The following is a 25,870-nucleotide window of genomic DNA, read 5'->3' on the forward strand; positions in this document are numbered from 1 at the left end:
TCGAGGGGCGGACGCGTGTTCAGGTGCGTTCGGCGGTTCGTTCGAGACTCCGTAGCCGCTCGATGCGGTCGCTGGTCGGTGGGTGCGTCGAGTACGCCCGTCGGTAGCCCAGGACGAACGCGCGTCTGACCGGCCTGCGGAGGCCCCAGAGAACCGGGCGACGACGCTCCCACGAGAGCTTGGACTCGACGGACTCGCGTGGCGGTGGGACGATGGAGAGCGCCACGAGCTCCTCGTGGCGGAGGTCCTCGGCTGGTGGACTGTCGAGCGTCGTGTCGAGCGTGTCGAGCGCGCTCGCCAGCCCTGCCGGGTCGCCGGTGAGCGCGACCGCGCCCCGGTCGGCCGCCCGCTCTCGGACGCGGGCGACGAGGGCGACGACCGCCCGCGCGAGGAACACGATGGGGAGCAACACGACGGAGACGTACGGGGCGAACCCGTCGATGCCGTCGTGACTCCGGTCGGTCCCCCAGACGAAGCCGAAGAGGAGGGTCGCGCCAGCGACGACGGACGACACCAGCGTCATCACCACCGCGTCGCGGTTCTTGACGTGGGCGAGTTCGTGGGCGACCACCGCTTCGAGTTCGCGGTCGCCGACCGTCTCCAGGAGACCGTCCGTGACGACCACCGTCGTCGTCGAGGGCCGGTAGCCGACGGTGAGCGCCTCGGGCGTCTCGGTCTCGGCGACGACGAGGTCGGGTGTCGGGAGGTCGGCCTGCTGGGCGAGCGCGGTGGTCGTCGCGACGAGTCGTTCGTCGGTCACCGGACGGGTCGGCGTCTCCGGGAACAGCGCGTCGACCGTGTCGGTCAGCGAGCGGACCCACTCGGCGACTCCACCGAGCCACGAGCGTACCTGATGCGCGGTGAACCGCACGAGCAACAGGACGAACACGAGCAGCCAGCCCCCCGTCACCCCCCACTCGACGGTCCCCCACGCGTCGACGTCGGTCGCGCCGGTCGCCACCGCGCCGACCGCCACCGGTCCGATGCCGAACATGTACAGTCCGATAGTCGCCACAGCTCCGAACAGGATCAGGACGAACGCGGCGACGCCGAGGGTCGCGAGACCGAGGAGTACCAGAACGGGCAGCGCGACGACGAGTCGGAGGTAGAGCGACCACGCACGCGGCCACTGCACGCTCCGGTTCGGGTCGTAACTCATCCGGCCGCTGGACTCACCGGGTTAGCTGCTCGCGTTCGAGCGCGCGCAGTCGGTCGACGCGGTCGGCGGTGGCGGGGTGGGTCGCCAGTGCGGGGCGGACGTACCGGACGTTCACCGCCCGGCGGGCGCGTCGGACCGGCAGTCGCAGGCCCCAGAGTATCGGCCGACGCTTCTCGTAGGTGAGTTTCGGCCCCGGTTCGCCGCGGTCGGCCGGGACGACCGACAGCGCCGCGAGTGCGTTCTCGCGGGCGTCGGTCTCGGGGGTCGTTCGACCGTCGGCGGCGAGCGTGTCCAGCGCGCTCGCGAGCGGCGCAGCGTCCCCGAGCAACGCGGTCGCGCCACGGTCGGCGGCGAGTTCGCGGCTCCGGGAGAGCGAGGCGACGAGCGTCCGCCCCACTCCCCAGAAGGCGTAGGAGGCGGCCGCGACGGCGAGCAGGACGAAGTGGACACCACCGCTGTGCTGGAGGCCCTTCGCGAGACCACGCGCGCTCGACAGCGGCAACTCGACCAGCGTCATGACGGTGGCGTCGCGGTTCTTGACGTGGGCGAGTTCGTGGGCGACCACCGCCTCCAGTTCGCGCTCGTCGAGCGCGTCGAGCAGACCCGTCGAGACGACGAGTCGCGCGTCGGCCGTCGAGAGCCCCGTCGTCATCGCGAACGGGCGCTCCCGGTCCGCGACGTGGATGCTCGGCGTCGGGAGGTCCGCCGCCTGTGCCATCCGGGTGACCGCCGCGTGGAGGGTCGGGTACGCGTCGGGACCGACCGCCTCGGCGTCGAACGTCTCGGCCGCGTCGCGCTGGAGCGCCCGGTAGACGAGGACGACGCCACCGACGACCGTCGCCAGCGCGCCGAGACCGAACGCCGCGAGCGGCGACAGCGGGTGGCCGACCACGCCGGCGAGCCACGTCGCCCCCCAAGCGAGCACGAACGCGAGTCCCACGCCGAACACGAGCGTCGCCAGCGCGAGGGCGAGGAGCGTCAGCACCATCCACCGTCGGAGGTCGCGGTCGAGGGACCAGTTCATGTCCCCGGGTTGGTCGTTCTCGGTGATAAGTTCCGAGGGGTGTTCTCGCGACGGGAGAACCGCCCCTCGTTGTCACCGTTCACCGACCGTTACGGGCCGTCTCTGAGTCGCTTCCGGGCAGCGTCTGACGCCCGTCGTCCGGTCAGCCGACAGCTAAGAGAAAACTTATACCTCCTCCGTAAATATCGACGGATGCGAGTCGGTCGGCCACGCGGGTAGGGGTACTTGGTGGCCGCCCGACCTACGGTTTATCACACACTGAGCATGCGCTACAGCGACTGGAGCCCCGTCTACGATGCCATCCTCCGCGACTTCGGCTACGACAGAACCGGCGACGAACGGGTCCGTGACCGCCTCGCGACGCTGACGACGTCGTTCGACCACGACCGACTCCCCCTGTTCGAGGGGGCAGCCGTCGCAGTCTGCGGCGCGGCCCCCTCGCTGGCCGACGACCTGGACCTCGCTCGCCGCGCCGACGTGGTCGTGGCCGCCTCGACGGCCGTCGACACCTGTCGGGACGCGGGCGTCGCCGTCGACTGCATGGTGACCGACCTCGACAAGAACCCCGAGACGGCCGTCGAACTGACCCGCGAGGGGACGCCCGTCGCGGTCCACGCCCACGGGGACAACCGACCGCTCGTCGAGGCGTACGTCCCCGAACTGGTCGACGAGTGGACGCTCCCGACGACGCAAGCCGAACCGGTCGGTCCCGTCGAGAACGTCGGCGGGTTCACCGACGGCGACCGGGCGGCGTTCCTCGCCGACCACTTCGGAGCGGGGTCGCTCGTGTTTCCGGGCTGGACGTTCGACGACCCGACCGTCGACGCCGAGAAACGCCGGAAACTCGCGTGGGCCGAACGCCTGCTCTACTGGCTGGAGCGGCGACGCGACGAGCGGTTCGTCGTGCTGGACGGTCGCCGTGACGCCATCGACACGAGCGCGCTACCGGTCGAGTGAGGCGGCCGTCGCCCCGGTGGGTGGCGACCGAAGCGAGTCACGCTTCGCCCTCGACGCTCCCCGCCGAGAACACCGCGAGCAGAACGAGAAACAAGACGAGTGCGACGCCCCCTCCAAGAGTGACGGCGAGGCCCGTCGGTCGGCCGGCCGTCTCGACGGCCACACCCAGTCCCGCACCGACGGGGACCGCGAACAGCAGGGCGTAGCCGACGACGGTACGGGTCGGACGGAACACCGGGCTACGGGACGAGGAGGACCTTGCCGCTGGACTGGCGGTCCTCGATGTACTCGTGGGCCTCGACGGCGTCTTCGAGCGCGAACGTCTCGCCGACCTGTACCTCGAGCGTGCCCGTCGAGAGCATCTCCGTCAGCGGTGGCACCGCGCTCATCACCTTCCCCGGCGCGCGGTACATCGCCTGCCCGAGGTGGTAGCCGATGACGCGCTGGTTCGCGAACAGGAGCGAGGCGGTGTCGGGCCGTCCCGGTTCGCCGCTGGCCGCGCCGTAGCTGACCATCCGGCCGAAGTGCGCGAGGCAGTCGAGACTCTCCTCGGTCGTCTCGCTCCCGATACCGTCGAGCACGAGGTCGACGCCCTCGCCGTCGGTCAGGTCGTTCACTTCGTCGGCGAAGTCGGTCTCGGTGTAGTTTATCGGGTGGTCGAGACCGAGGTCGCTCGCGAGGTCGAGTTTCTCCTGCGTGCTCGCGGTGCCGAACGTCTCCGCGCCCGCCTCGCTGGCGATCTGGACCGCGGCGGTGCCGACGCCACCGGCCGCGGCGTGGATAAGCACCTTCTCCCCTTCTTCGAGGCCGCCCCACTCGTGGAGGCAGTTGTGCGCCGTGAGGAACTGGACGGGGAAGCCCGCGGCCTCCTCGAAGCTCATACCGTCGGGGATGTCGAACAGGCCGCTGGCGTCGGCGGTCACGTACTCGGCGTAGCCCCCGCCGTCGACCATCCCGACGACCTCGTCACCTTCCGAGCGGCCCACGCCCTCGCCGACGGCGTCGACGACACCCGCGACCTCCATCCCGGGGACGTACGTCGGCTGTGGCCCACCCTGGTAGTGCCCACGGCGCTGCATGATGTCCGCGAAGTTGATGCCCGCCGCGCGGACCTCGATGCGGACCTCGCCCTCGCCGGGGTCGGGGACGTCGCGTTCGCTCACCTGCATCCCGCTCGTGTCGCCGAACTCGGTCACCTCGATGACCTGCATGGTCGGCCTCCGGCCGGGACCGGCATAAAGCCGGTCGGAACTGCGAACGCACCGCGGGGAGTTTCCGCTCCCCGGCGAGGGGGTCCGACCCGGCACACGGGTCGCCTAGAGTTATCACTGCGCGAACGCACCTGTCAGCACATGCCATACGACTGTTCGTTCCTCTCGGACCTCGAAGTCGCCGTCTCGTTCGAGGAGGGCGACCTGGAGAGTCACGCCGCCGACTGGGGGACCCAGGAGACCGACAAGAAGACTCGCCCCGACGCGGTGGTCCGCCCCGAGTCGACCGACGAGGTGTCGACGGTGCTCGCGGCCGCCGACGACCGCGGTGTCCCCGTCACGCCCTACGCCGCGGGGACGAGTCTGGAGGGTAATGCGGTCCCCGCGTTCGCGGGTATCAGCATGGACCTGATGGGGATGAACGAGGTCGTCGACGTGCGTCCCGACGACTTCCAGATCGACGTCCAACCGGGCGTGATGGGGACCGCCGTCGACGACGCCGTCGCGGAGTACGGCCTGTTCTTCCCGCCGCTACCCTCCTCGGGGAACCTCTCGACCATCGGCGGGATGATAGCCAACAGCGCCAGTGGAATGCAGACCGTCAAGTACGGCGAAGTGGGCGACTGGGTGCTCGAACTCGAAGCCGTCCTCGCCGACGGCAGCGTCGTCCGCTCGGGGTCGCGTGCGGTCAAGACCTCCAGCGGCTACGACCTGAAGTCGCTGCTCGTCGGCAGCGAAGGGACGCTCGCGGTCGTCACCGAGGCGACGCTCGCCCTCCAGGGCCGTCCCGAGCAGATTCGCGGCGGCCGGGCTATCTTCCCGACGCTCGACGACGCCGCCGAGGCCGTCTTCGACGCCGTCCGCTCGGGCGTGGACGTCGCGAAGATAGAACTCATCGACGGCCTGAGCGCGACGATGGCGAACGACTACCTCGGCAGCGACCTCCCCGACGCGCCGATGACGTTCCTGGAGTTCCACGCCAACCACGGCGTCGAGGAGGAGGTCGCGTTCTGCGAGAGCGTGTTCGAGGAACACGGCGTCGAACGCTTCGAGATGGCCGAGGAGGAGGAGATGGACGAACTGTGGGCGGCCCGGCGGGAACTCGCGTTCGCCGCCCGCGCCTGGGACCCCGAACAACAGCCCCTCCACCCCGGCGACATCACGGTCCCTATCAGCGAGTACCCGGGCATCATCCGCTACGCGAAGGAGCTAGAGGAGGAGTACGGCCTGCCCGTGCCCTGCTTCGGCCACGCTGGCGACGGGAACCTCCACTACTCGGTGCTCGTCCCGGACGACCCCGAGGTCCGCGAGGTCGGGGAGCAGGTGTACCGGGACATCGTCGAACGCGCCATCGAGGTCGGCGGCACCTGCACCGGCGAACACGGCATCGGCATGGGCAAACGCGAGTACCTACTCCTCGAACACGGCGACGCGAGCGTCGACGCGATGCGCCGGGTCAAACGCGCGCTCGACCCCAACGACACGCTCAACCCCGGAAAGATGTTCCCCGAGACGCTGGAGGGCGGGCGCGTGCGACTGGACGCCGACGACTGACGGACCAGTCGGCCTTTGGACCGTGACGAGAGCGAAGTGAGGCAAAACGTCATCCGGTTGCACCGCGGTCGTTCGTACACGTGTTCGTATGCGTGAATTTCGTGGCACTCTATGAGGCCGGGTGAATGCGACGCGGTGTCAGGTACGTGTTGGTTGCAGCAGCCGTCACGCTACTCGTGACAACTACCGTCGCGGCACTCGTGATGACCAGTCTGTTCCTCTTCACGGAAGGCGATGGAGACGATCAGGTCGGATTCAGTGGGAGGTTCTCGGTCGAGAACGGGTTCGAGATGACTGGTGTCGTCACCAACGACAAGATCCAATCGAACCCGCCGACGTATCGAAACGTCACCGTCCTCCTGTACGACGAGCAAGGACGCCTGTATCAATCGGAGCGGGTCGGAACCGTCGAATACAGAACGAACGTCACCGTCACCTCGGGGACGGTCCCGAAGTACGTCGTCATCGACTCGCCCGACCTTTGGAACGATTCCACGATCGTCGTCGATTACTACGAACGAGAAGACTCGGGTCTGTTCAGACAACGCCTCGCGACCTCACGAGCCAACCTTCCAGTGACGCTTCCCTCGACAGAATCGAACTGAAAGCGTCACAGTGCCGAGTCTGTTCGTCCCTTCGGAGCGCTTTGGGTTCAGCGGTAGCCGAGCGCCTTCAGGCGGTCCCCCACGTCGTCGGGGACGGCTCGCGGCCCCTCGTCGTCACCGTCGCCACCGAGCGTCGCGGCGTGCTCCGCGGCGATACGCTCGAAGCGTTCCTGGACGTCCGCGTAGCGCTCCTCGCCGCTCACGTCGGCCTGTTCGCCGTCGTCCGACGAGCGGTCGTAGAACTCGGTCACACTGGCGTCGACGTGGACGATGGCGGTGAACCGCTCGTCGCGGACGCTGACGAGCACCTCCCCGTCGTCGAGTCGTCGGGGAATCGGCTGGCTCGTCACCGAGGGGCCCCGAACCGCGACGGAGACGACGGGGTCGCCGCCGACCTGCTCGCCGCCGCGGACCATCGGGAGTAGACTGTCGCCCTCGGTGTCGGCGGTCGGCAGGTCGAACGCGTCGAGCACCGTCGCCGGGACGGCGTCGAGTCCGACCGGGGCCGTGGCGGTTCGCGACTCGCCCACGCCGTCCGCCCGGCCGACCACGAGCGGGACGTGGACGAGTTCGCGGTACAGCTTCGGGTAGTGTGCGAGGTGGCCGTGTTCCTGGAACTCCTCGCCGTGGTCGCCCGCGACGACGACGGTGGCGTCGCCCCGGCCGGCCTCGCGGAGCGACTCCAGCACGCGCCCGATGCTCGCGTCGACCTGGTGGGCCGCGCCGTGGTACAGCGTCCGGAGGTCGTCGAGCGCCCGGTCGCCCACCTCGCGACCGAGACCGGCGTTGACGTGCGCTCGGAGCATCGTCCCGCTCCCGGTGCCGCCCGACACCGCCCGGATGTGGCGGGGCGCGGGGAGGTACGGCGTGTGCGTGTCCATGTAGTGGAGCCAGCAGAACAGCGGGCCGTCGGCGTCCTCGATGGTCGCGGTCGCGTAGTCCTCCAGCGCCTTGAGGTGGGAGGTGTCGACGGCGATGCGGTCGTCGTCGCCGGTGAGTTTCGCGCGCAGTCGTCGTCCCGGTGCGGCGGCGAGTTGGACCCACCCCTGGACGGTCGGGTGGGCGGCCAGCCACCGGGACCCGCCGAGGAACGTCTCGAACGTGTCGAAGCCGCGTTCGTAGCCCCAGTGCTCGGTGAGGAAGCCGTTGGCGGCGTTCAGCCCGACGGTCTCGACGCCCGCCCGTTGCAGGGACTCGGCGAGCGTCTCGCGCGCGGAGGGGCCGACCCGCGGACCGTCGGCGAAGACGGGGTCCGCGCCGAGGAGACTCGGGAACGAGAACGGCGTCCAGTTGCCTCGGGCGTACGCGCGGGTGAAGCGCGTCCCGTCGTCGGCGAGTCGTTGCAGGGTCGGCATCGCGTGCTGCGCGTCCGCCCGAAGCGAGTCAACCGTTATCAGCACGACAGTCGCTGCCACTGCCTAGCCAGACGAGTGGGTCGTTCTTATATTTGCTATGCGACCTCGATAGCTCCGACGAGGTCTCACGAGCGGTCGGGAATCGAGAGTGTTCGCGGCCACTGCGCGCTGTCCGCCGCCGCCACTGTCTCCGAGCGTGCCCGACCTGTCGGCACGGAGCGGACTCTTTATTACGAAAACGTTCTCTGTGACGAGCATGAACAGGAGCGCACTCCTCTCGACACTGCTCGTCGTCTGCGTCGTGCTCGCCGGCTGTGGCGGGGCACCGGCGGAGTCGACCGACACTCCCGCTACGGGGGAGCCACAGACCAGTACCGTCCCGTCCACGCAGGCCACCACGACCACTGACGCCACGACGGGTGACAGCTCGGCGACGACCGAGGAGGCGTCGACCGGTACCCAGTCGGCGCTCGCGGACGGCTCCGTCGTCGCCGACCACAGCGACGGCCTGCGCGACACGTCCTACGAGTACACGTTCGCCGCCACGGCGGACCTCCCGAACGGGACGGTCACGCTCGACGAGCGAGGCGTCGTCGACCGGGAGAACGGCATCGCGCTCACCAACCAGACGACGGAACTCGTCCAGGGTAACGAGACGATAGACGTCGCGACCGCTCGACTGACGTTCGTCGACAACGGGACGACCTACGAACGCACCTCGAGTGGGAACTACCCGACGCAGTACGCCTCCAGCGAGGACGAGACGACGGGCGTCACACCGATCAACACGAGCGACGTCGGTGCGTCCATCCTGAGCACGACCGAGAACGTCACCTGGCGAGCGGTCGGCACCGAGACCGTCGACGGCGTCGAGGTGACCCGCTACGAGGCGAGCGGCGTCGAGAACTTCCCGACGCTGACCGAACAGACCGAGACGGGGGCCAGCGAACTCGACTCCGTCCAGTCCGCGAGTGCGACGCTACTCGTCGGCGAGGACGGTGTCGTCCGTCAGTACACCTACGACATCGAGGGGACGAGCGCCGGGGAGGAGTCGACTATCTCCGTCAACGTCCGGTTCTCGAACGTCGGGTCCGCGACGGCCGACCTGCCGGCGTGGCTCGACGAGGCGAAACAGAACTCGTAGACGACCTCCTCCTTCGCGGGGTTCGATGGCTCGTGCAGCAGCGAGCGGTGTCGCCGGAGACCGACCCCGGACCGAACTCAGTCGTGGACGAGCACGTCGAGCACGTACGGACCGGGCGTCGAGAACGCCTCCTCGATCGCGCCGGGCAGTTCCTCGGGGCGCTCGACCTGCCCGGCCTGCGCGCCGTGTGAGCGGGCGTTGGCGGGGATGTCGACCGGCGGGTCGAAGTCCATCCCGACGAACGCGTGGTCGTCGTCGTCGCCGCCGAAGATGGTGTTCGTGTTGTCCTTCAGGATGCGGTAGTTGCGGTTGTCCGGAATCACGACCGTCAGGTCGAGGTCGTGGCGCGCCGCGGTGTACATCGCGTTCGGGTAGTAGAGGTACGACCCGTCGCCGATGTAGCCCATCACCTCGCGCTGGTCGCCACCCTCCTCGCCACGCTCGCGTTCGGCGAACGCCGCGCCGATGCTCGCGGGGAGACCGTAGCCGAGGCCGCCGCCCTTGTTCGAGAGCATGCCCTCGGCGTCCATCTCCCAGCGCGTGAGCAGCGGGTACTTCGCGGTGATACCCTCGTCGACGACGAACGCGTCGGGCACCGTCTCGCGCAGCGCGTCGACGAGGGCGGCCTTCGACGGGCGGGTCTCGCCCTCGGGCGTCTCGTCGACACCCATCGACTCGACGGTCGAGGCGAGCGACTGCTTCGTCCCGCGCACCTTCTCCAGGCGACGGTCGCGCTCCTCGTCGTCGAGTCGGTCGGCCACCAGACCGGCGAGTTCGGCCAGCACCGCACTGGGATCCCCGAGGACCGCGGCGTCGGCGTGCTGGTGTTTCGCCAGTTCGGTCGGGTCGTCGCTGACGTGGAGGCAGGTCGCGTCCTCCCGGACGAGCGGGTTCTCGTGGCGCAACAGCGTCGTGTTGGTCGAACAGCCCACGAACAGCAGCGTGTCGGTGTTCATCAGCATCGACGCGAACCCCTCGTTGGGCGGGATGTACGAGAGGAACTGGTCGTGGCCGGTCGGGAAGTTCACCTCGCTGGCGAGTATCTCGCCGTGGACGCGCGCACCGGTCGCCTCCGCGAGGTCGACGGCCGCACTCACGGCCTCGTGGCCCGAGCGTGCGACGCCGTCGCCCAGGACGAACACCGGGTCGTCGGCCTCGACGAGCGCTTCGGCGACCGCGTCGACCTGCGCGGCGTCCCCCCGACCGGCGGTCGGAATCGGCCCGAGCGGTTCGGGGTCGCTGTCGGTCGCTTCGAGCATCACGTCCTGGGGGAGCGCGAGAAACACGGGACCGGTCGGCGGCGTCAGCGCGATGCGGAACGCACGCCGGAGGAGTCCCGGCAGCGCGTCGACGTCCGTCACCTCGGCGTCGAACTTCGTGAACTGCTTCACCATCGCCTGCAGGTCGCCGGTCAACAGCGGTTCCTCGTGGCGGAAGTCGAGTTCGTGGTTCCCCGCAGTGAGCACGAGCGGCGCGTCGGTCCACTTCGAGCCGTAGAGGTTCCCCAGACCGTGGGCGAGTCCGGGAGTGATGTGGAGGTTGACGACGCCGACGGGCAGCACCGACTCGTCGTGGTGTGAGTGGTACCGTCGCGTCTGGGCGTAGCCCGCGGCCGCTCCCACCGCGACGTCCTCGTGGAGACCCAGCACGTACTCCAGCGAGGAGTCCGCGAGCGCCTCCATCACCGCCAGTTCGGTCGTCCCCGGGTTGCCGAACAGGTGCGTGACACCGTACTGTTCGAGCGCGTCGACGAACAGGTCGGCCCCCGTGTACTGGTCGCTCATACCACGAGTGTGAGTGGCGGGGTGAAATACCTACGTGCGAGGGGTGACGGGCCTCCCGTCTGCGCGTTCACGTCGAGGTAGCGACAGGTAGAACCGCGTCCCCGGCGTAGTCGACGGTCGCTCTATGGGAGCAGACGACGGACCGGCGCGGAGTCGAATCGAGGTGAGCACGGGGTCGGGCGACCTCCCCCGCTCGCTCGACCCCGACGCGGCGTTCAAAGCCATCGGCAACGAGACACGCCTCGCCATCCTCGACACCCTCTGGGGGGCGCACGAGGCGGAGCCGATGGGGTTCGCGGCGCTGCGGAAGGCGGTCGGCATCCGCGACGGCTCGAAGTTCAACTACCACCTCCAGAGACTGCTCGAAGCGGGGTTCATCGAGAAGGTCGACGGCGAGTACGGGGTCCGCCACGCCGGCGCGGAGGTCGTCTGGGCGGTCCGCAGCGGGTCGTTCACCGAGCACCCGGAACTCGACCCGTTCGAGACGACGGGCCACTGTCTCGGCTGTGAGCGACCGCTGTCCGCACGCTACGCCGACGAGATGTTCTTCGTCGAGTGCACCGACTGTGACCGGCTCTACGGGTTGGGCTGGTTCCCGCCGGGTGCGCTCCGCGACCGAACGCCCGAGGAGGCCGTCCTCGTCTGGGAACGGGTGATGCGGGCCGACGTGGCGACCATCGGGGCCGGCATCTGCCCGAAGTGCAACGGCGTGATGGACCAGACGCTCGCTCGCGAGTGGAGTGACGTCCCGGTCGCCTCGCCGTACCTCGACACGGACTCCTCGGCGTTCGGCCTCTGGTTCGTCTGTCGGCGCTGTTCGGTCTGGGCGCACCAGACTCCCGGCGAGTTCGTCGTCGACCACCCGCTGGTCGTCGACCTCTACTACCGCCACGGGGTCGACCTGCGTTCGACGCCCCGCTGGGAGCTTCCGTGGGTCGTCGACGAGTCGTTCACGACGGTGGTCTCGGAGGACCCGTTCAGGGTCAGACTGGCCGTCGCCGTCGCCGACGAGGAACTGCGACTCACGCTCGACGAGTCGTTCGACGTCCTCGCCGTCGAGTGACAGCGAGCCGTGCGGTCGGTGACGCGAGAGAGAGCGCAGCGAGCGGGGGTGGTTCACCGGGGTCGTGGCCGCTCCACGCCGAAGTCCGGTGGGCCGTCCTCGGAGTCGTCGGTCGTCTCTCCCAGCCGTAGCGCGTAGGACTCGACGTGGGTCGCGCGCCAGTCGGCGTCGAGTGACCCGTTCAGTGCCCCGCCGACGCCACGCACCACCAGCAGCGGTACCACGACGAGGAGCGCGACGACCAGGGCGTACGTCGTCACGACCAGGAGCGTCTCGGCGAGCATCACTCCGTCAGACGAAGTTCGGCCACGCCGCGGCGACGAGGAAGGTCGTTGCGAGTGCGAACAGCTCGAGTTTCAGTTCGGTAGTGCTCATTGCTAACACCGAACAGATGTAGACGCTCAGGCACGATAACCGGGCGCTGAACTTTCCTTAAGCACGAATTCGGAGAGGAGCCCGCGTCGTCACGACGCGGCGGTCCGTCAAATCGACGGACGGTGCGTCGCCGGTCAGGGCGGGGCGAGCGCGTCGATGGTCGTCGCGATCTCCTCGGTCGTCGCCGCTCGGGGGAACGAGACGGAGACGGCGTCGACACCGTCGAGTGCCGCGAACGCGTCGAGACGCTCGCGTGCCTCCTCGGGCGTCCCCGCGACGGCCAGTTCGTCGAGCAGGTCGTCGGAGATGGCGTCGAGCGCCACCTGTCGGTCGCCGCCGTTCCACTCGTCGTACACCGTGTTGGCGACCTCCTCGTAGCCCTGCCGGGCGAGGTTGTCGCGGTAGAACGTCCCCATCCCGCCGACGTAGAACGCGGTGTGCTGACGGACGATGTCGCGGGCACGGTCGCGGTCGTCGAGTGCCGCACACGTCAGCGACAGGGTGACGCGGACGTCGTCGGGGTCACGGTCGCCCAACTCGGCCCCGCGTTCGAGGTCCGCGATTCGGTCGTCGAGTCCGTCGGGCGTCAGCATCAGGGCGTGCCAGCCGTCGGCGAACCGGCCCGCGAGTTCGACGGACTTCGGCCCCATCCCCGCCACGTCGATGGCCGGCGCGGGGTCGGGGGCCGCACACCGGAGTCGGAACCCGTCGAGGTCGAAGTACTCGCCGTCGTACTCGACCTCCTCGCCGGAGACGACCTGTCTGACGACCTCGACGGTCTCGCGGGTGCGCCTGAGCGGGTTGCCGTACTCCACGCCGTGCCAGTTCTGGATGACGATGGGGCCGCTCGGTCCGAGTCCGAGGCGGAACCGCCCGTCGCTGACCTCCTGGAGCGTGCTCGCGGTCTGTCCGATGAGCGCCGGCGACCGAGAGTACAGCGGCATGATGCTCGTCCCGATGCCGATGTCGTCGGTCTCGCGAGCGATGCTGGTGAGGACGGTCACCGCGTCTCGACCCCACGTCTCGGGGAGCCACGCCCGGTCGTAGCCCAGCGACTCCGCGCGCTGGGCCTGCTCGACCAGCGCCTCGACGCTCGGCTGGGCGGCGACGGGCAGGAACACGTCCCGTGCGGCGTCGCTCATGACTGGGGCGTCTCCTCCATGATGTCGGGGACGCCCGCCGCGGTGAGCGTCTCGCCGACGATGTACGACGACGCCGGCGTCGCGAGGAACTGGACGATGTCGCTAATCTCCTCGCTCAGCCCGATGTTGCGCTCGACGCTGTCGCGGTCGATGTCACCCGCGCTGACGCCCATCTGGGTCTCGACGCCCGGCGTGGCGACGAACCCCGGCGCGATGCAGTTGACCCGGATGTCGTGGGGCGCGTACTCGTAGGCCAGTGTCTTCGTGAGGTTGACGACGGCGGCCTTCGCCGACCCGTAGTGGCTCATGTACGGCGACCCCTTCTGCCCGGCGACGCTCGCGAAGTTGACGATGGCCCCGCCGTCCTCCTGGTCTTGCATCTGTTCCCCGGCGACCTGACAGCAGTGGTAGGTGCCGTGGAGGTTGATGTCGACGATGGTCTTCCAGCCGTTCTCCGAGATGTCGTCGAAGCCCGCCATGAACGACGCACCGGCGTTGTTGACCATCGTGTCGAGGCTCCCGAACTCCTCGACGGTCGCCTCGACGAGCGCCTCGACGGCGTCGCGTTCACGCACGTCACAGGCGACGGCGTACGCCCGACCCGCTGGGTCGGCGTCGTTGATGGACTCCGCGACGGCGTCGACCTTCTCCTGGTCGCGCGAGGAGACGACGACGTTCGCGCCGTCCTCGGCGAACCGGCGAGCGGTGACCTCACCGATACCCTGTGAGGACCCCGTGACGATGACGGTCTGGCCGGCGACGCTGAACTGCTCGGTACTCACGACGAGACACCTCGTGGCATGTGTGGCCGTCACAACCGCCGGCGGGGACTTTACTCCGACGGTCGGCCGTGCGGGAGGCGTCGCTCGGCGGGTGGTCGAACCGAAGAAGCGAGCCGTGACGGCGAGGGTGTCGCCGGCGTTACTGCCAGGAGATCTCGGTCGTCCGGAGGTTGAAGTCCTCCTTGTAGGTGACCGTCGGGTTCGACGCGCTGGCGGGCACGACGAACACGAGCGTCCCCTTGGACTTGTCGCCCTTCTTGCCACCGTTGGCACCGGAGTAGAACGACACGTCCGGGTCGGTCGGCGTCGGACCGGTGAACGGTTTGGCGGTCGACCCGCCGGCCTCCGCGACGAACGTCGAGGGCATCGGGACCTGCCCGCCCTCGGTGCCGACGGTCGCCTCGACGTCGACGAACAGGAAGCGCTTGCCCTGTCCGGCCTCGCGACGCTTCGTCACCTGCTGGCTCGTCCCCGAGTTCGAGGAGTCGGTCGCGGTGTAGCCGTAGCTGTTCATCAGCCGCGGGTTCGACAGGCGAATCTGCGACCCGTCGATGCCGAGCGTCTGGTCGCCGTAGCTGAGACTCTGCGGGCCACCTTCGACGATCTGGCGCTTGCCCTCGAACGGCTGGACGCGCCACTCGGTCTGCTGGACGTACGGCCAGGCGTACTCGAAGCTGAACGTCTTGGTCGCGCCAGGCGCGATGGTGCCGGTCGGGTACGCACCCGGCTCCCAGCCGATGCCCTTGTAGTGGAACTCGGCGAGGCCGTAGAACGTCCCCTCGACCTGCCCCTGGTTGCGGATGGTGACCTCGCCGGAGAGCATGCCGTCGCTGGACTTCTCCGAGAGGCGGAACTCCAACTGCTGCCAGTCGGGCAGGGCGCGTGGCGGGAACGACCAGAGCCGGTCGGGCGAGTCGCTGTTCTTGTTGAGCGCCCACCCGATGTCGACCCCGTTCTTGTTGACGTTCTCCACGGGAATGCTCGCGAGCACCCACCCGTCGATGGTCTCGCCGGACTTGATGGGCGACCCGAGCAGCGGTTTGCCGTCGAGGCCCTCGACGGTCGTCAGCGGCTTGCCGTCGATGGTGGCGTGGACGGTCCCGCCGTCGATCTTGAACTGGTCGGGGAGGATGAGGGTCTCCTGAGACCCGGCGTTCTTCATCTTCGCGCGGAACACGCCGAGGATGTACTTGTTACCCTGCTGTCCGGTGAACATGTCGGTCGTGTAGCCGACGTTGTCGACGTAGCGGTAGTAGACGCCGTTCTGGAACGACGCGTCGGTGAACGTCAACTGGAGGTTGTTGCCGACGTCGACCATCTTCCCGAGTTCGACGGCCTCCGCGGTGACCTGCACCGTCGTGAACACCTCGGCCTCTTCGAGCTTGAAGCGGTAGTCGCCCGCGCTGTTGACCTTCGCCTTCACCGTCGTCTCGCCGGTCTGGCCGGCTGGGACGTCGCCGATGGAGACGTCCTGGGCGAAGTCGGTGTCACCGTCGACGGTGACGATACGGTCCGTGTAACTCCCGGTCTCGCCGCCGAAGTTGCGGGCCGTGATGGTCATCTCGACTTCGCTCCCGATGGCCGCCTGCTGGGGCGCGTTGATGAGGACGTTGTTGAACTGGGCCGGGCCTTCGACCGTCCCCTGCTGGTTCGCCGAGTCGGAGTTACCACCCGGGCCTTCGTTACAGCCTGCGAGGAGGCCTGCTGCTGCGGTGCCACACAGTGCGAGGTACCGTCGCCGTTGCATACCCCGTTCATCTTCCCTTCTGCCAATAGTTAGTCGCACACAACCGTCGGAGTAGCAGGTGATTTCTATCCGGAACCGTCCCGCATCACGGACTTTTTCGCGATGCGTGACGAGGGGTGAGTCGATGACAGACGGGCGCGTCCACCGAATCGAAGCACCGGTCGACTGGCCGCCAGGGCACGTCGCGGCCTATCTCGTGGAGTTAGGCACTCCCCACCACCGGGAACTCGCCCTCGTCGACGCCGCGATGCCCGACCCCGACAGCGAGGTCGCACTCCGCGAGACGCTCGCCGACCGCGACGCGACGCTCGCGGACGTCGACCACCTCCTGCTCACCCACCCGCACGTCGACCACGTCGGTCAGGTCACGACGGTGCTGGAGGCGGCCGACCCCGACGTGTACGCGCCCGCGGGCGTTCGTGACCGCTTCGCCCGCGACCCCGACGACCTCGCGGCGACGGTCCGTACGACCGCGACCGCGGCCGGACTCGACGAGGAGGGCGTCGAACGTGCCGTCGAGATGGCCGTCGGGTCGCTCCGGCGCAATCGCGAGTTGCTCCCCGTAGAGTCGGTCGGCACCTGGTTCGCCGACGGCGACACCTTCGACCTCGCGGGAACGACCGTCGAGGTGGTCCACACGCCCGGCCATCAGGCCGACCACTGCTGTCTGTTCGCGCCCGAATCCGGGACGCTGCTGGCCGGCGACATGGTCATCGACCCGTTCCGCCCGGTCGTGCTCCACGCGGGTCTCGACCGGGAGGTCGGAGACGCCATCGGCGCGTTCTACGACGCGCTCGACCGCCTCGCCGACCTCGACGTCGACCGTGTCTACCCGGGACACGGCCCCGTCCACGAGTCGTTCGCCGACACCGTCGCGCGCGACCGCGCGTCGCTCGACCGGATGCTCGACCGGACCGTCGAGGCGGTCGCCGACGGGGCGGAGACGGCCGCCGCCGTCGCCGAGCGCCGGGCCAGGACTCGCGGGACGGAGTACATCGTCGCGGAGGTCGTCGCCGCGCTGTGGCACCTCGAGGCGACCGGTCGGCTCGACGTCCACCGAGACGGCGACATTCGCCGGTTCTCGACGGTGTGAGCCCCCGGTACTTTCGGTCCCGGCGCTCGTCCGACATCGTATGTCACGGCTGACTCGCCGGGGGTTCCTCGGCGTCGCCGGCGCGGCGGTCCTCGCCGGCTGCAACGGTGGCGGAGACGAAGGGGACCCGACGACCGGCGGCACCTCCACGACGGCGTCGTCCCCGACGCCGTCCGGGACCGACGGGACGGCGACCGAACTGGCCGCCCAGGAGGCGACGCCGGCCGGCGAAGGGAGCGTCTACACGCAGGTGTACCAACAGGTCGAGCCCTCGGTCGCCCAGATTCGGGTCCAGACGGCCCAGGGGACCGGGCAGGGCTCCGGGTTCGTCGTCGACACCGGCGGCGGGACCGTCGTCACGAACCACCACGTCGTCGCCGACGCCGAACGCGTCACCCTCCGGTTTCGCGACGGCGAGCAGTTGTCCGCGGAGGTGCTCGGGAGCGACGTCTACTCGGACCTCGCGGCTCTCCGCGTCGATTCGTTGCCCGAGGACGCCGTACCGCTGGCGTGGCTCGGCCGGTCGCCCGCCATCGGACGCGAGGTGGTCGCTATCGGCAACCCCTACGGCCTCACCGGGTCGGTGTCGGCGGGTATCGTCAGCGGCGTCGACCGCCTCATCCCGTCGCCGGGTGGCGTACCGATTCCCAACGGCATCCAGACCGACGCGGCGGTCAACCCCGGCAACTCCGGCGGACCGCTCGTCACCCTCGACGGCGACGTCGTCGGCGTCGTCTCCTCGGGTGGCGGCGACAACATCGCGTTCGCCGTCAGCGCGCTGCTCGCCCAGCAGGTGATTCCGGAACTCGTCGAGACCGGCGCGTACCAGCACGCCTACCTCGGCGTCTCGCTGGCCCCGGTGACGCCGCTGGTCGCCCGCGCGAACGACCTGGACGAGGCGCGAGGACTCATCGTCCAGCAGGTCGTCTCCGGCGGCCCCGCCGACGGCGTCCTGCAGGGGAGTTCGGCCCGGACCGTCGATGGGTCGCGAGTGCCCGTCGGCGGCGACGTGATGGTCGGCTTCGACGGCGTCGAGGTGAACTCCATCGAGGGGTTCGCCAGTCGACTCGCCCTGGAGACCGACCCGGGAGATTCGGTGCCGGTCACGGTCCTGCGCGACGGGAGTCGACGGACGGTCGACGTCACCCTCGGCGAGCGCCCGCCACCGAGCACCGGTAGCGGTATCGGCACCGCACCGTAGCGCGACCAGCAGACTCAACCGCTCCGCCGCCGCGCTCGGGGTATGGACGACCTGCGCTACGAGGGCGTGTTCTTCGACATCGGCGGCGTGTTGCTCGACCTCGCGTCGGTCCGGCGGAGCCACGAGGCGTTCCTCCGTCGGTTCGCCGAGCGCGAGGGGTACGACGACGTCGAGGCGCTCGTCTCGGACTGGCGGGCCGCGCTCGGCCACCACTTCTCCAGTCGCGAGGCGACCCGGTTTCGGTCGGCACTCGACGGTTATCGACTGGCTATCGACGTCGCCGCGACGCTTCGGGAATCGGACTCCACGACCCGTCAGGAGCTCCTCAGCGGCCAGAAGGACGTGCTTACCACCGTCCCCGACGAGTCCTGGCGGCCGCTGTTCGAGCAGGCGTCCGACGAGCACGTCCGGCCCACGTCGGGGGCCGTCGAGACGGTCCGGGCACTCGACGACGCGGGCTGTTATCTCGGCGTGATCTCGGACATCGACACCGCGGAGGCCGACCGGATGCTCGACCGGTTCGGTCTCACTGACCGCTTCGACCGCGTGACGACCAGCGAGGCCGTCGGGCGGACGAAACCCCACTCCGCGATGTTCGAGGCGGCGCTCGCTGACGTTCCCGTCTCTCCCGAGCGCTCGCTGTACGTCGGCGACCGCTACGACCACGACATGCGCGGTGGGTCCCGGGCGGGGTTGACGACCGTCGCCCACGGTGGCACCGCCGCTGAAAACGCGGCCGACGACCCCGACGACGTCGTCGACTTCGCCGTCTCGGACCTGCGCGAACTGCTCGACATCGTCGGCGTGGTGTGAGGCCCACGCGGTCCGCGACTCGGCGCGTCAGTAGTCGACGCGTTCGCCGGCCTCGACACGCGTGTCCAGGCGGTTCTCGAACGGCACCAGCGGGCACTCGTAGGCGTCGGAGTAGACGCAGAAGGGGTTGTACGCCGCGTTGAAGTCGAGGGTCCAGCGGCCGTCCTCGTGGTGGGCGTCCGATTCGAGGTCGAGGTAACGCCCGCCCCCGTACGTCGTCTCGCCGTTGGTCGCGTCCTTGAACGGCACCCAGAGGCGGTCGTCGGTCGGGTCGGCCTTGTACGCCGTCAGCGTCCGCTCCTCGCCGTGGAGGTCGAAGCGGAACTCGCCCCACCGAAGGTACTCGCGTTCGCCGTCCGTCGTCGTCGCGACGGTCAGCGTCTCGTGGTCGTCGAACTCCGCGAGCGGGAGTTCGAAGCGGTAGGCGGCGTCGGGGTCGTAGTACGACAGGCCGTCGAAGTCGTCGCGTTCGGTCTGCGGAATCGGCGAGTGAGGGTGTTCGCCGAAGTACTCGTCTTTCCGGGCACGCTGCTGGGACAGGTTCTCGCGCCAAGTGTGCTCGCTCATGGGTGCGTCGTACGCCGAGCACCCGGAAACCGCTGACGGGGAGTGTACCGACGACGCAGAACCGCGGCAGTCCTCCACGTGCCGGGACCGACCGACGGTGGCCGCGACACCCGCGGCGCGTAGCTATTTGTGACCCCTCCCCATTGTGAGGGCTGTCATGGATTTCGGGTTAGACGACAAGACGGCGCTCGTCACGGGCGGCGGCGGGCGCATCGGCAGCGAGGACTGTGAAGTGCTGGGCGCGGAGGGGGCGACGGTCGTCGCCCTCGACGTGAAGCTGGAGGCGGCCCAGACCGCCATCGACACGGTCGAAGAGCAGGGTGGCGAGGGGTTCGCCGTCGAGTGCGACCTCACCGACCGCGAGGACGTGGCGGCGACCGTCGAGGCCATCCGCGAGGAGACGGGCGGAGTGGACGTGCTGGTGAACAACGCGGGGATGGTCGACGCCCGTTCGCGGATGCAGGACTACGACGACGACGTCTGGGACCGCGACGTCGCTATCAACCTCACCGGGACGTACAACGTCACCCGGCAGGTGTTTCCCGGGATGTGCGACCGCGGCTGGGGCCGGGTCATCAACATGTCCTCGATGGCGGGGTGGCAGGGCGGGTTCGGCCAGGCGTCGTACTCCGCGACGAAAGCCGCCCTCATCGGCTTCGGCAAGACCCTCGCGCTGGAGGGCGCACAGAAGGGTGTCACCTCGAACGTCATCGCGCCCAACATCGTCGTCGAGCAGTTCGCCGACATGAGCATCGAGGAACTCGAACAGTTCGACGAGCACTTCGCCCGTATCGCGAAAGCCACCCCGATGCGGAAACTCGGCCGCGAACGCGACGTGGCGAACATGGTCGCGTACCTCGCCAGCGAGCAGTCGAGCTACGTCACCGGCCAGGTCGTCGGCGTCACCGGTGGTATCGACCTGTTCAGCTTCTGAGCCGCGACCGCTGAACGACTCGAGACTTCGTCACGGACTCGACTCAGGCGGGAGCGCTCCCCCACACGAGGTCGCCCTCCGGTGCGAGGACGACGACACCGACCGGCGTCTCCGGCCCACCGTCGGCGGTGACGGCCCACCGCGTCGAGAACGTCGCGACGGTGTCCTCGACGATGGCGACGTCGTACGCGTCGGCGTCGGCCACGCGGAGGCCGGTCGTCGTCGCGCCGGCGGCCGGGTCGAGACGGTACTGGTACGTCGCCGACCCGTTGGTCCGCTCGCCCGCCGGCGTGACGGTGACGCCGAGCGAGCGTGAGGTGGCGTCGAAGTTGTAGAGTCGGAGTCGGAGCGCCGTCTCGCCGCCGTCGTCGAGCGTCGAGACCTGCTCGATGCGGGCGTCCCCGCTCGTGTTCACGCGGTAGGCTGTCGTGGTCGAGACGCTCTCGACGACCCCTCCGGTCGTGACTGTGCCGGCGCAGTCGACGAGGGCGTACCCGGCGTCGCCCGCGAACCCGAGCGTCGTCGCCGTGCACGCGACGCTGCTCGCGGTCGCGCCGTCGGCGACCGCCGTCCGGTAGCTTCGGTGACTCTCGCTCGCGTTCGCGTAGGCGGCGACCGACGCGGCGGTCACTCGGTCGGGGTAGCCCGGCATCGGCGGGACGGCGAGGCCGTCGGCCGCCGTAGTCGGTGTCGGCGTCTCGACGGGACCGGTGCTCCCGAGACACCCCGTAGAGAGGACCAACAGCACGACGAGCAGCGAGTGACGGGAACGCACGGGGACGATGGGTCAGCAGAAAGTATAAGCGTGTTTGTAACTCGTGGCAGCGAGGAGACCGTTCCGCGCCCGTCGGGAGAACGCGACGGTTTTGGTACCGGACGACGAGACTCCGACGTGTCACGTCTCCGTGCGGTCGGGTTGTTCGTCGGGTTGGCGTCGCTGTGGGGACTGTCGTTCCCCGCCATCAGCGTCGGCCTGAACTCGCTCGACCCGTTGTTGTTCGCCGCCATCCGCTACGACATCGCGGCGGCCCTCCTGTTGACGCTCGCGCTGGTGACGCTCGGTCCCGAGCGCTGGATTCCCCAGACGCGCGACGACGTCGCCGCCATCGTCTCGGGGGGACTGTTCCTCGTCGCGGGCAACAGCATGCTGTTCGTCGCCCAGCAGACCGTCGCCAGCGGCGTGGCGGCCATCCTCTACAGCCTCATCCCGCTGCTCACGACCGGGTTCGCGTTCGTCGTGCTCCGCGAGCGGATGGGGGCCGTCCAACTGCTGGGCATCGCCGTCGGCCTCGTCGGCGTCGCCATCGTCGCGCGACCCGACCCGAACGCGCTGTTGAGCGCCGACGTGGTCGCGAAGGGGTTCGTCGTCGTCGCGGCGGCGAGCGTCGCCCTCGGCGGCGTCCTCGTCCAGCGGTTCGGCCCGACGCTCCACGACGTCGGGTTCACCGGGTGGGCGATGGGGGCGGGGGCGCTCGTCCTCCACGCCGGGAGCCTCGCGACGGGAGAGACCGTTCCCACGACGCTCCCCGACCAGGAGGTGCTGCTCGCGGTGGGCTACCTCAGCGTACTGGCGACGGCGCTCGCGTTCGTCCTCTACTTCACGCTGCTCGGTGACTACGGGCCGCTGCGGACGAACCTCGTCTCGTACCTCGTGCCCGTCGTCGCCACCGTCGCGGGCGTCGTCCTGCTCGACGAGCGCATCACCGCGCTCACCCTGCTCGGCTTCCTCGTCATCTTCGCCGGGTTCCTCCTCGTCCAGTCCGACACCATCCGGGCGCTCGCTCGCGAACGGGCGACCGGCGGCGAGGCGTAGTTCCGGCCGGCCGACCCGCGGGTGGCCCGTGTCCACACACCGCTTATGTGTCGGCGCGACGACCGCTCGCCATGGCTCCATCAGACCCCTACGGACAGGACCGACAGCGCGACATCTACGCGATGGGGATGCTCGCCGACCAGTCGCCGTCGCTCCCGGTGCGCTACGAGGACGTAGAACGCGTCGCGCTCGACGCGATGGAGGACCGCGCGGCGAACTACCTCGCGGGCGGGGCCGGCGGCGAACGGACGATGCGCGAGAACGTCGACGCGTTCGCGAACTGGAAACTGCTCCCCCGGATGCTACGCGACGTGAGCGAACGCGACCTCTCGGTCGAGATTCTGGGCGACACCTGGGACGTGCCGTTCTGTCTCGCGCCCGTCGGTATCCAGACCATCATGCACGAGGACGGCGAACTCGCGTCGGCGAGAGCCGCCAACGACCTCGGCGTCCCGATGGTGCTCAGTTCGGTCGCCTCCTACACGATGGAGGAGGTGGCCGAGGAACTCGGCGACACCACGAAGTGGTTCCAGTTGTACGCCTCCGGCGACCCCGCCATCACCCAGAGCTTCGTCGAACGGGCCGAAGAAGCGGGCTTCGACGCCATCGTCCTCACCGCCGACGTGCCCATCCTCGGCTGGCGCGAGCGCGACCTGCAGAGCGGCTACCTCCCACAGCTCGACGGCGAGGGGATGGCGAACTACTTCGCGGACCCCGTGTTCCGCGAGCGCCTCGACGTCACTCCCGAGGAGAACCCCGACATGGCGATGCAGGAGTTCCTCGACGTGTTCGGCGACCCGTCGATGGACTGGGACGACTTCGAGGACCTCGTCGCGACCACCGACCTCCCGGTCGTGGTCAAGGGCATCCTCCACCCCGAGGACGCAGAAGAGGCCATCCGCCGCGGGGCTGCTGCCATCTCGGTGTCGAACCACGGCGGCCGGCAGGTCGACAACGCCGTCGGCGCGCTCGACGCACTCCCGGCGGTCGTCGAGGCGACGATGGGCCGCGTCCCGGTCACCTTCGACTCCGGGGTTCGACGCGGCGCGGACGTACTGACGGCGCTCGCGCTCGGCGCGGACGCGGTGATGGTCGGTCGGCCCTACGTCTGTGGGCTGGCTATCGACGGCCGCGACGGCGTCCGGGAGGTGCTCTCGAACCTGCGCGCGGACGTCGACATCACGCTCTCGAACCTCGGGCAGACGAGCGTGCGGGACCTCGACGAGTCGGTGCTGGTCCCCGCAGAGGAGTAGGCCCACGAGCGCGGACAAGGACCGCCCTCGCGCCCGCTCAGAGCTTCTCGGGGGCCAGTTCTTCGAGCGTCTGGTCGGCGCGCGCCTCGGCGCCGTTCGGGATGACGACGAGCGGCCGGTCGATGGCGTCGATGGCCGCGACGTCGCGCAACTGCTGGCGGGCCTCCTCGGGCGTGCCCGCGACGCCGAGCGTCGCGACCATCTCGTCGGTGACGGCCGCCGCGGCGTCGGGGCGGTCGCCCGCCCGCCACTTCTCGGCCACCTCGTCGGCCCCCTCGGGGAACCGCTGGGCGACGGCCTTCCGGTAGCCCTCGCCGTTGCCGACGTAGTACGCGACGTGTTCGCGGAGGTGCTGGCGGGCGGTGTCGGCGTCGTCGGCGACACAGCAGGGGACGTACGGCGCGACGGTGATGTCGTCGGGGTCGCGGCCCGCCTCCTCGGCGTGCTCGGCGATGTAGTCGAAGGCGTCGCCGAGGTCCGGGAACGGCACGTTGTGGGGTATCCAGCCGTCACAGAGGCGGGCGACGACCCGGCGGTTGGCCGGGCCGAGCGCCGCGTGGTAGATGGGGACGTCCTGTCCGAGCGCCGGGAAGTCCGCCACCTCGAACGTCTCGCCGTCGTACTCGACGCGGCCGCTCCCGCTCAGGAACTCCTTGGTGAGTTCGATGGTCTCGTGGGCGCGCCGGACGGGGTTCGGGTCGTCCCACGTCATCCCGTGGAGGTCTTCGATGGCCTTCTGCGTCGAGGTGCCGACGCCGAGCGTGAACCGGCCGTCGGAGAGGCGGTCGACGCTCGCGGCCGTCATGGCGAGGACCGCGGGCGACCGGGAGTAGACGTTGAGGATGGCCGTCCCGAGGTCGATACTCGTGGTGTTCGCCGCGATGTCGGTGACGCGGACGACGCCCGACTCGTACCACAGTTCGTTCGTCCACGCCGAGTCGTAACCCAACTGCTCGGCGCGCACCGCGAACCCGGTCGGGTCCTCCAGCGACGGGGAGACGAGGATACCGACGCGGTCGAGGGTCGACCCCTCGTCCTGCGAGTCGTCCGCGGAGTCGGCGCTCATCGGACCACCCCCATCTCGCGGAGGTCGGCGAGGTCGGCGGCGTCGTACCCCACCGCGCCGAGGAGAGCGTCGGTGTGCTCGCCGTGGCCGGGCGCGGACTCGTCGGTCTCCGGGCGGTCACACACCGCGGGGAAGCCGAGGCGGGGGCGGGCGTCCTCGGAGTCGACGACGACACGCTCGCGGAAGCTCTCGTCGTCGACGGCCTCGCCGATGGTGAGCACGGGTTCGACGGTCGTCTGCGGGCCGAGGTCGGCCCACTCGTCGCGAGTTCGCTCGGCGAAGATACCCTCGAGTTCCTCGCGGAGTGCGGCGCGCTCGGCCCCGTCGTCGGTCATGTGGTACTTCACGAGGTCCTCGCGGTCGACCGCCTCGCAGAACGCCGCCCAGAACTGCGGTTCGAGCGCCGCGAGCGTGACGTAGCCGTCGGCGGCCTCGTAGACGTCGTACCACGGGTACGCCCCCGTCAGCGCGGTCTCGCCGGGGCGAGGCCCGGCCTCCCCGCCGACCGCACCGTCGAACGCTTCGGCGGCGTGGGCCTGCCCGAACGTGAGCGCGACGTCGGCCATCGAGACGTCGACGTAGCTCCCGCCGTTGCCGAACTCGCGTGAGAGCAGACCCGAGGCGACCGCGAACGCGGTGAACAGGCCGCCGCCGAGGTCGCCGACCTGGTAGCCCGGGACCCGAGGAGTCTCGTCCTCGTCCTCGCGGGTCAGGTCGAGCAGTCCGGCGCGACCGACGTAGTTGAGGTCGTGGCCCGCGCGGTCCGCGAGCGGCCCGGTCTGGCCGTAGCCGGTCAGCGAGACGTAGACGAGAGCTTCGTTGTGCTCACGGAGCGTCTCGTAGTCGACGCCGAGGCGCTCGACGACGCCGGGGCGGAACGACTCGACGACGACGTCGGCGGCCTCGACGAGCGCGTAGAACGCCTCGCGGCCGGCGTCGCGTTTGAGGTCGAGTGCGACGCTGCGCTTTCCGCGGTTGACGCCGTCGAACACCGCCCCGACGCCGTCGACCATCGGCGGCATGTGGCGGGCGTAGTCGCCGGCCTCGGTGTCCTCGACCTTCACCACGTCCGCGCCGAGGTCAGCGAGCAGTTGCGTCGCGTACGGCCCCGGCAACAGACGGGTGAGGTCGAGCACTCGTACGTCAGTGAGTTGCATACCGCCGCGTGGTGGGGGTGAGGCATAAACGTCGGTGCCGGCGTTCCCACGCGACCACACGGCCTCCGTGC

General features: G+C 69.5%; 25 protein-coding genes. 11 read left to right on the forward strand and 14 right to left on the reverse strand.

Annotated features, from left to right (window positions below; all coding sequences use genetic code 11):
- Positions 1-19: 19 nt before the first annotated feature.
- Entirely contained in the window at positions 20-1,159 is a 1,140-nt protein-coding gene (locus M1L36_RS04770; RefSeq protein WP_250872567.1) for a M48 family metallopeptidase, read from the reverse strand.
- Positions 1,160-1,172: 13 nt separating this feature from the next.
- The gene (locus M1L36_RS04775; RefSeq protein WP_250872568.1) at positions 1,173-2,183 is read right to left on the reverse strand and encodes a M48 family metallopeptidase; all 1,011 of its coding nucleotides are present in this window, start codon (positions 2,181-2,183) and stop codon (positions 1,173-1,175) included.
- A 264-nt stretch (positions 2,184-2,447) separates the two neighbouring features.
- On the opposite strand from M1L36_RS04775, the gene M1L36_RS04780 reads away from it, so the two are divergent.
- On the forward strand, positions 2,448-3,140 hold the full coding sequence (locus M1L36_RS04780; RefSeq protein ID WP_250872569.1) for a 6-hydroxymethylpterin diphosphokinase MptE-like protein: 693 nt from the start codon (positions 2,448-2,450) through the stop codon (positions 3,138-3,140).
- 37 nt (positions 3,141-3,177) lie between these two features.
- Here the strand turns inward: M1L36_RS04780 and M1L36_RS04785 are convergent, their stop codons facing one another.
- Both M1L36_RS04785 and M1L36_RS04790 read right to left on the reverse strand, forming a co-directional pair.
- Entirely contained in the window at positions 3,178-3,375 is a 198-nt protein-coding gene (locus M1L36_RS04785) for a hypothetical protein (protein ID WP_250872570.1), read from the reverse strand.
- A gap of 4 nt (positions 3,376-3,379) precedes the next feature.
- Positions 3,380-4,351 (reverse strand): quinone oxidoreductase family protein, encoded by a 972-nt coding sequence (locus M1L36_RS04790; protein ID WP_250872571.1) that lies wholly within the window; start codon positions 4,349-4,351, stop codon positions 3,380-3,382.
- 141 nt (positions 4,352-4,492) lie between these two features.
- Here M1L36_RS04790 and M1L36_RS04795 point away from each other — a divergent pair, with 141 nt between their 5' ends.
- Both M1L36_RS04795 and M1L36_RS04800 read left to right on the forward strand, forming a co-directional pair.
- Complete coding sequence (locus M1L36_RS04795) at positions 4,493-5,905, forward strand: FAD-binding oxidoreductase (RefSeq protein ID WP_250872572.1); 1,413 nt, start codon at positions 4,493-4,495, stop codon at positions 5,903-5,905.
- Positions 5,906-6,081: 176 nt separating this feature from the next.
- Positions 6,082-6,510 (forward strand): hypothetical protein, encoded by a 429-nt coding sequence (locus M1L36_RS04800; RefSeq protein ID WP_250872573.1) that lies wholly within the window; start codon positions 6,082-6,084, stop codon positions 6,508-6,510.
- Positions 6,511-6,557: 47 nt separating this feature from the next.
- On the opposite strand, the gene M1L36_RS04805 is transcribed toward M1L36_RS04800, so the two are convergent.
- Positions 6,558-7,925, reverse strand: a complete 1,368-nt coding sequence (locus M1L36_RS04805; protein ID WP_369694206.1) for a sulfatase — start codon at positions 7,923-7,925, stop codon at positions 6,558-6,560.
- Positions 7,926-8,121: 196 nt separating this feature from the next.
- On the opposite strand from M1L36_RS04805, the gene M1L36_RS04810 reads away from it, so the two are divergent.
- The gene (locus M1L36_RS04810; RefSeq protein ID WP_250872575.1) at positions 8,122-9,009 is read left to right on the forward strand and encodes a DUF7537 family lipoprotein; all 888 of its coding nucleotides are present in this window, start codon (positions 8,122-8,124) and stop codon (positions 9,007-9,009) included.
- Positions 9,010-9,086: 77 nt separating this feature from the next.
- Here M1L36_RS04810 and M1L36_RS04815 read toward each other — a convergent pair whose 3' ends face one another.
- Entirely contained in the window at positions 9,087-10,793 is a 1,707-nt protein-coding gene (locus tag M1L36_RS04815) for a thiamine pyrophosphate-binding protein (protein WP_250872576.1), read from the reverse strand.
- A 124-nt stretch (positions 10,794-10,917) separates the two neighbouring features.
- On the opposite strand from M1L36_RS04815, the gene M1L36_RS04820 reads away from it, so the two are divergent.
- Complete coding sequence (locus tag M1L36_RS04820) at positions 10,918-11,856, forward strand: winged helix-turn-helix domain-containing protein (RefSeq protein WP_250872577.1); 939 nt, start codon at positions 10,918-10,920, stop codon at positions 11,854-11,856.
- Between the two features lie 53 nt (positions 11,857-11,909).
- Here M1L36_RS04820 and M1L36_RS04825 read toward each other — a convergent pair whose 3' ends face one another.
- The 4 genes from M1L36_RS04825 to M1L36_RS04840 all read right to left on the reverse strand — a co-directional run bounded on the left by M1L36_RS04825 (position 11,910) and on the right by M1L36_RS04840 (position 15,902).
- A complete protein-coding gene (locus M1L36_RS04825) occupies positions 11,910-12,140 on the reverse strand; it encodes a hypothetical protein (protein WP_250872578.1) in 231 nt (76 codons plus the stop codon).
- A 225-nt stretch (positions 12,141-12,365) separates the two neighbouring features.
- Positions 12,366-13,373, reverse strand: coding sequence for a TIGR04024 family LLM class F420-dependent oxidoreductase (locus M1L36_RS04830; protein WP_250872579.1), 1,008 nt, complete (start codon positions 13,371-13,373; stop codon positions 12,366-12,368).
- A complete protein-coding gene (locus M1L36_RS04835) occupies positions 13,370-14,155 on the reverse strand; it encodes an SDR family NAD(P)-dependent oxidoreductase (RefSeq protein WP_250872580.1) in 786 nt (261 codons plus the stop codon). Before M1L36_RS04835 ends, M1L36_RS04830 begins: the two co-directional genes overlap by 4 nt.
- Before the next feature lie 139 nt (positions 14,156-14,294).
- Positions 14,295-15,902 (reverse strand): hypothetical protein, encoded by a 1,608-nt coding sequence (locus M1L36_RS04840; RefSeq protein ID WP_250872581.1) that lies wholly within the window; start codon positions 15,900-15,902, stop codon positions 14,295-14,297.
- Positions 15,903-16,026: 124 nt separating this feature from the next.
- Here M1L36_RS04840 and M1L36_RS04845 point away from each other — a divergent pair, with 124 nt between their 5' ends.
- From M1L36_RS04845 to M1L36_RS04855, 3 genes are read left to right on the forward strand one after another with little or no spacing between them, the layout of a single operon-like run.
- A complete protein-coding gene (locus M1L36_RS04845) occupies positions 16,027-16,995 on the forward strand; it encodes an MBL fold metallo-hydrolase (protein WP_250872582.1) in 969 nt (322 codons plus the stop codon).
- 40 nt (positions 16,996-17,035) lie between these two features.
- The gene (locus M1L36_RS04850; RefSeq protein WP_250872583.1) at positions 17,036-18,196 is read left to right on the forward strand and encodes a S1C family serine protease; all 1,161 of its coding nucleotides are present in this window, start codon (positions 17,036-17,038) and stop codon (positions 18,194-18,196) included.
- 42 nt (positions 18,197-18,238) lie between these two features.
- Positions 18,239-19,009: an HAD family hydrolase gene (locus tag M1L36_RS04855; RefSeq protein WP_250872584.1), complete on the forward strand. Its 771-nt coding sequence runs from the start codon at positions 18,239-18,241 to the stop codon at positions 19,007-19,009.
- A gap of 27 nt (positions 19,010-19,036) precedes the next feature.
- On the opposite strand, the gene M1L36_RS04860 is transcribed toward M1L36_RS04855, so the two are convergent.
- Positions 19,037-19,576, reverse strand: coding sequence for a DUF1684 domain-containing protein (locus M1L36_RS04860; protein ID WP_250872585.1), 540 nt, complete (start codon positions 19,574-19,576; stop codon positions 19,037-19,039).
- A 157-nt stretch (positions 19,577-19,733) separates the two neighbouring features.
- On the opposite strand from M1L36_RS04860, the gene M1L36_RS04865 reads away from it, so the two are divergent.
- Complete coding sequence (locus M1L36_RS04865) at positions 19,734-20,510, forward strand: SDR family NAD(P)-dependent oxidoreductase (protein WP_250872586.1); 777 nt, start codon at positions 19,734-19,736, stop codon at positions 20,508-20,510.
- A 43-nt stretch (positions 20,511-20,553) separates the two neighbouring features.
- Here M1L36_RS04865 and M1L36_RS04870 read toward each other — a convergent pair whose 3' ends face one another.
- Positions 20,554-21,285 carry a hypothetical protein gene (locus M1L36_RS04870; protein WP_250872587.1) on the reverse strand — a complete coding sequence of 244 codons (732 nt, stop codon included), beginning with the start codon at positions 21,283-21,285 and terminating at the stop codon, positions 20,554-20,556.
- Between the two features lie 117 nt (positions 21,286-21,402).
- On the opposite strand from M1L36_RS04870, the gene M1L36_RS04875 reads away from it, so the two are divergent.
- Both M1L36_RS04875 and M1L36_RS04880 read left to right on the forward strand, forming a co-directional pair.
- A complete protein-coding gene (locus M1L36_RS04875) occupies positions 21,403-22,323 on the forward strand; it encodes a DMT family transporter (protein WP_250872588.1) in 921 nt (306 codons plus the stop codon).
- A gap of 71 nt (positions 22,324-22,394) precedes the next feature.
- Entirely contained in the window at positions 22,395-23,576 is a 1,182-nt protein-coding gene (locus M1L36_RS04880) for an alpha-hydroxy-acid oxidizing protein (RefSeq protein ID WP_250872589.1), read from the forward strand.
- 37 nt (positions 23,577-23,613) lie between these two features.
- Here M1L36_RS04880 and M1L36_RS04885 read toward each other — a convergent pair whose 3' ends face one another.
- A complete protein-coding gene (locus tag M1L36_RS04885) occupies positions 23,614-24,642 on the reverse strand; it encodes an LLM class flavin-dependent oxidoreductase (RefSeq protein ID WP_250872590.1) in 1,029 nt (342 codons plus the stop codon).
- A complete protein-coding gene (locus M1L36_RS04890) occupies positions 24,639-25,799 on the reverse strand; it encodes a CaiB/BaiF CoA transferase family protein (RefSeq protein ID WP_250872591.1) in 1,161 nt (386 codons plus the stop codon). Before M1L36_RS04890 ends, M1L36_RS04885 begins: the two co-directional genes overlap by 4 nt.
- Between the last annotated feature and the right edge of the window lie 71 nt (positions 25,800-25,870).

Origin of the sequence: Halomarina rubra (assembly GCF_023699475.1) — an archaeon.
GTDB lineage: Archaea > Halobacteriota > Halobacteria > Halobacteriales > Haloarculaceae > Halomarina > Halomarina rubra.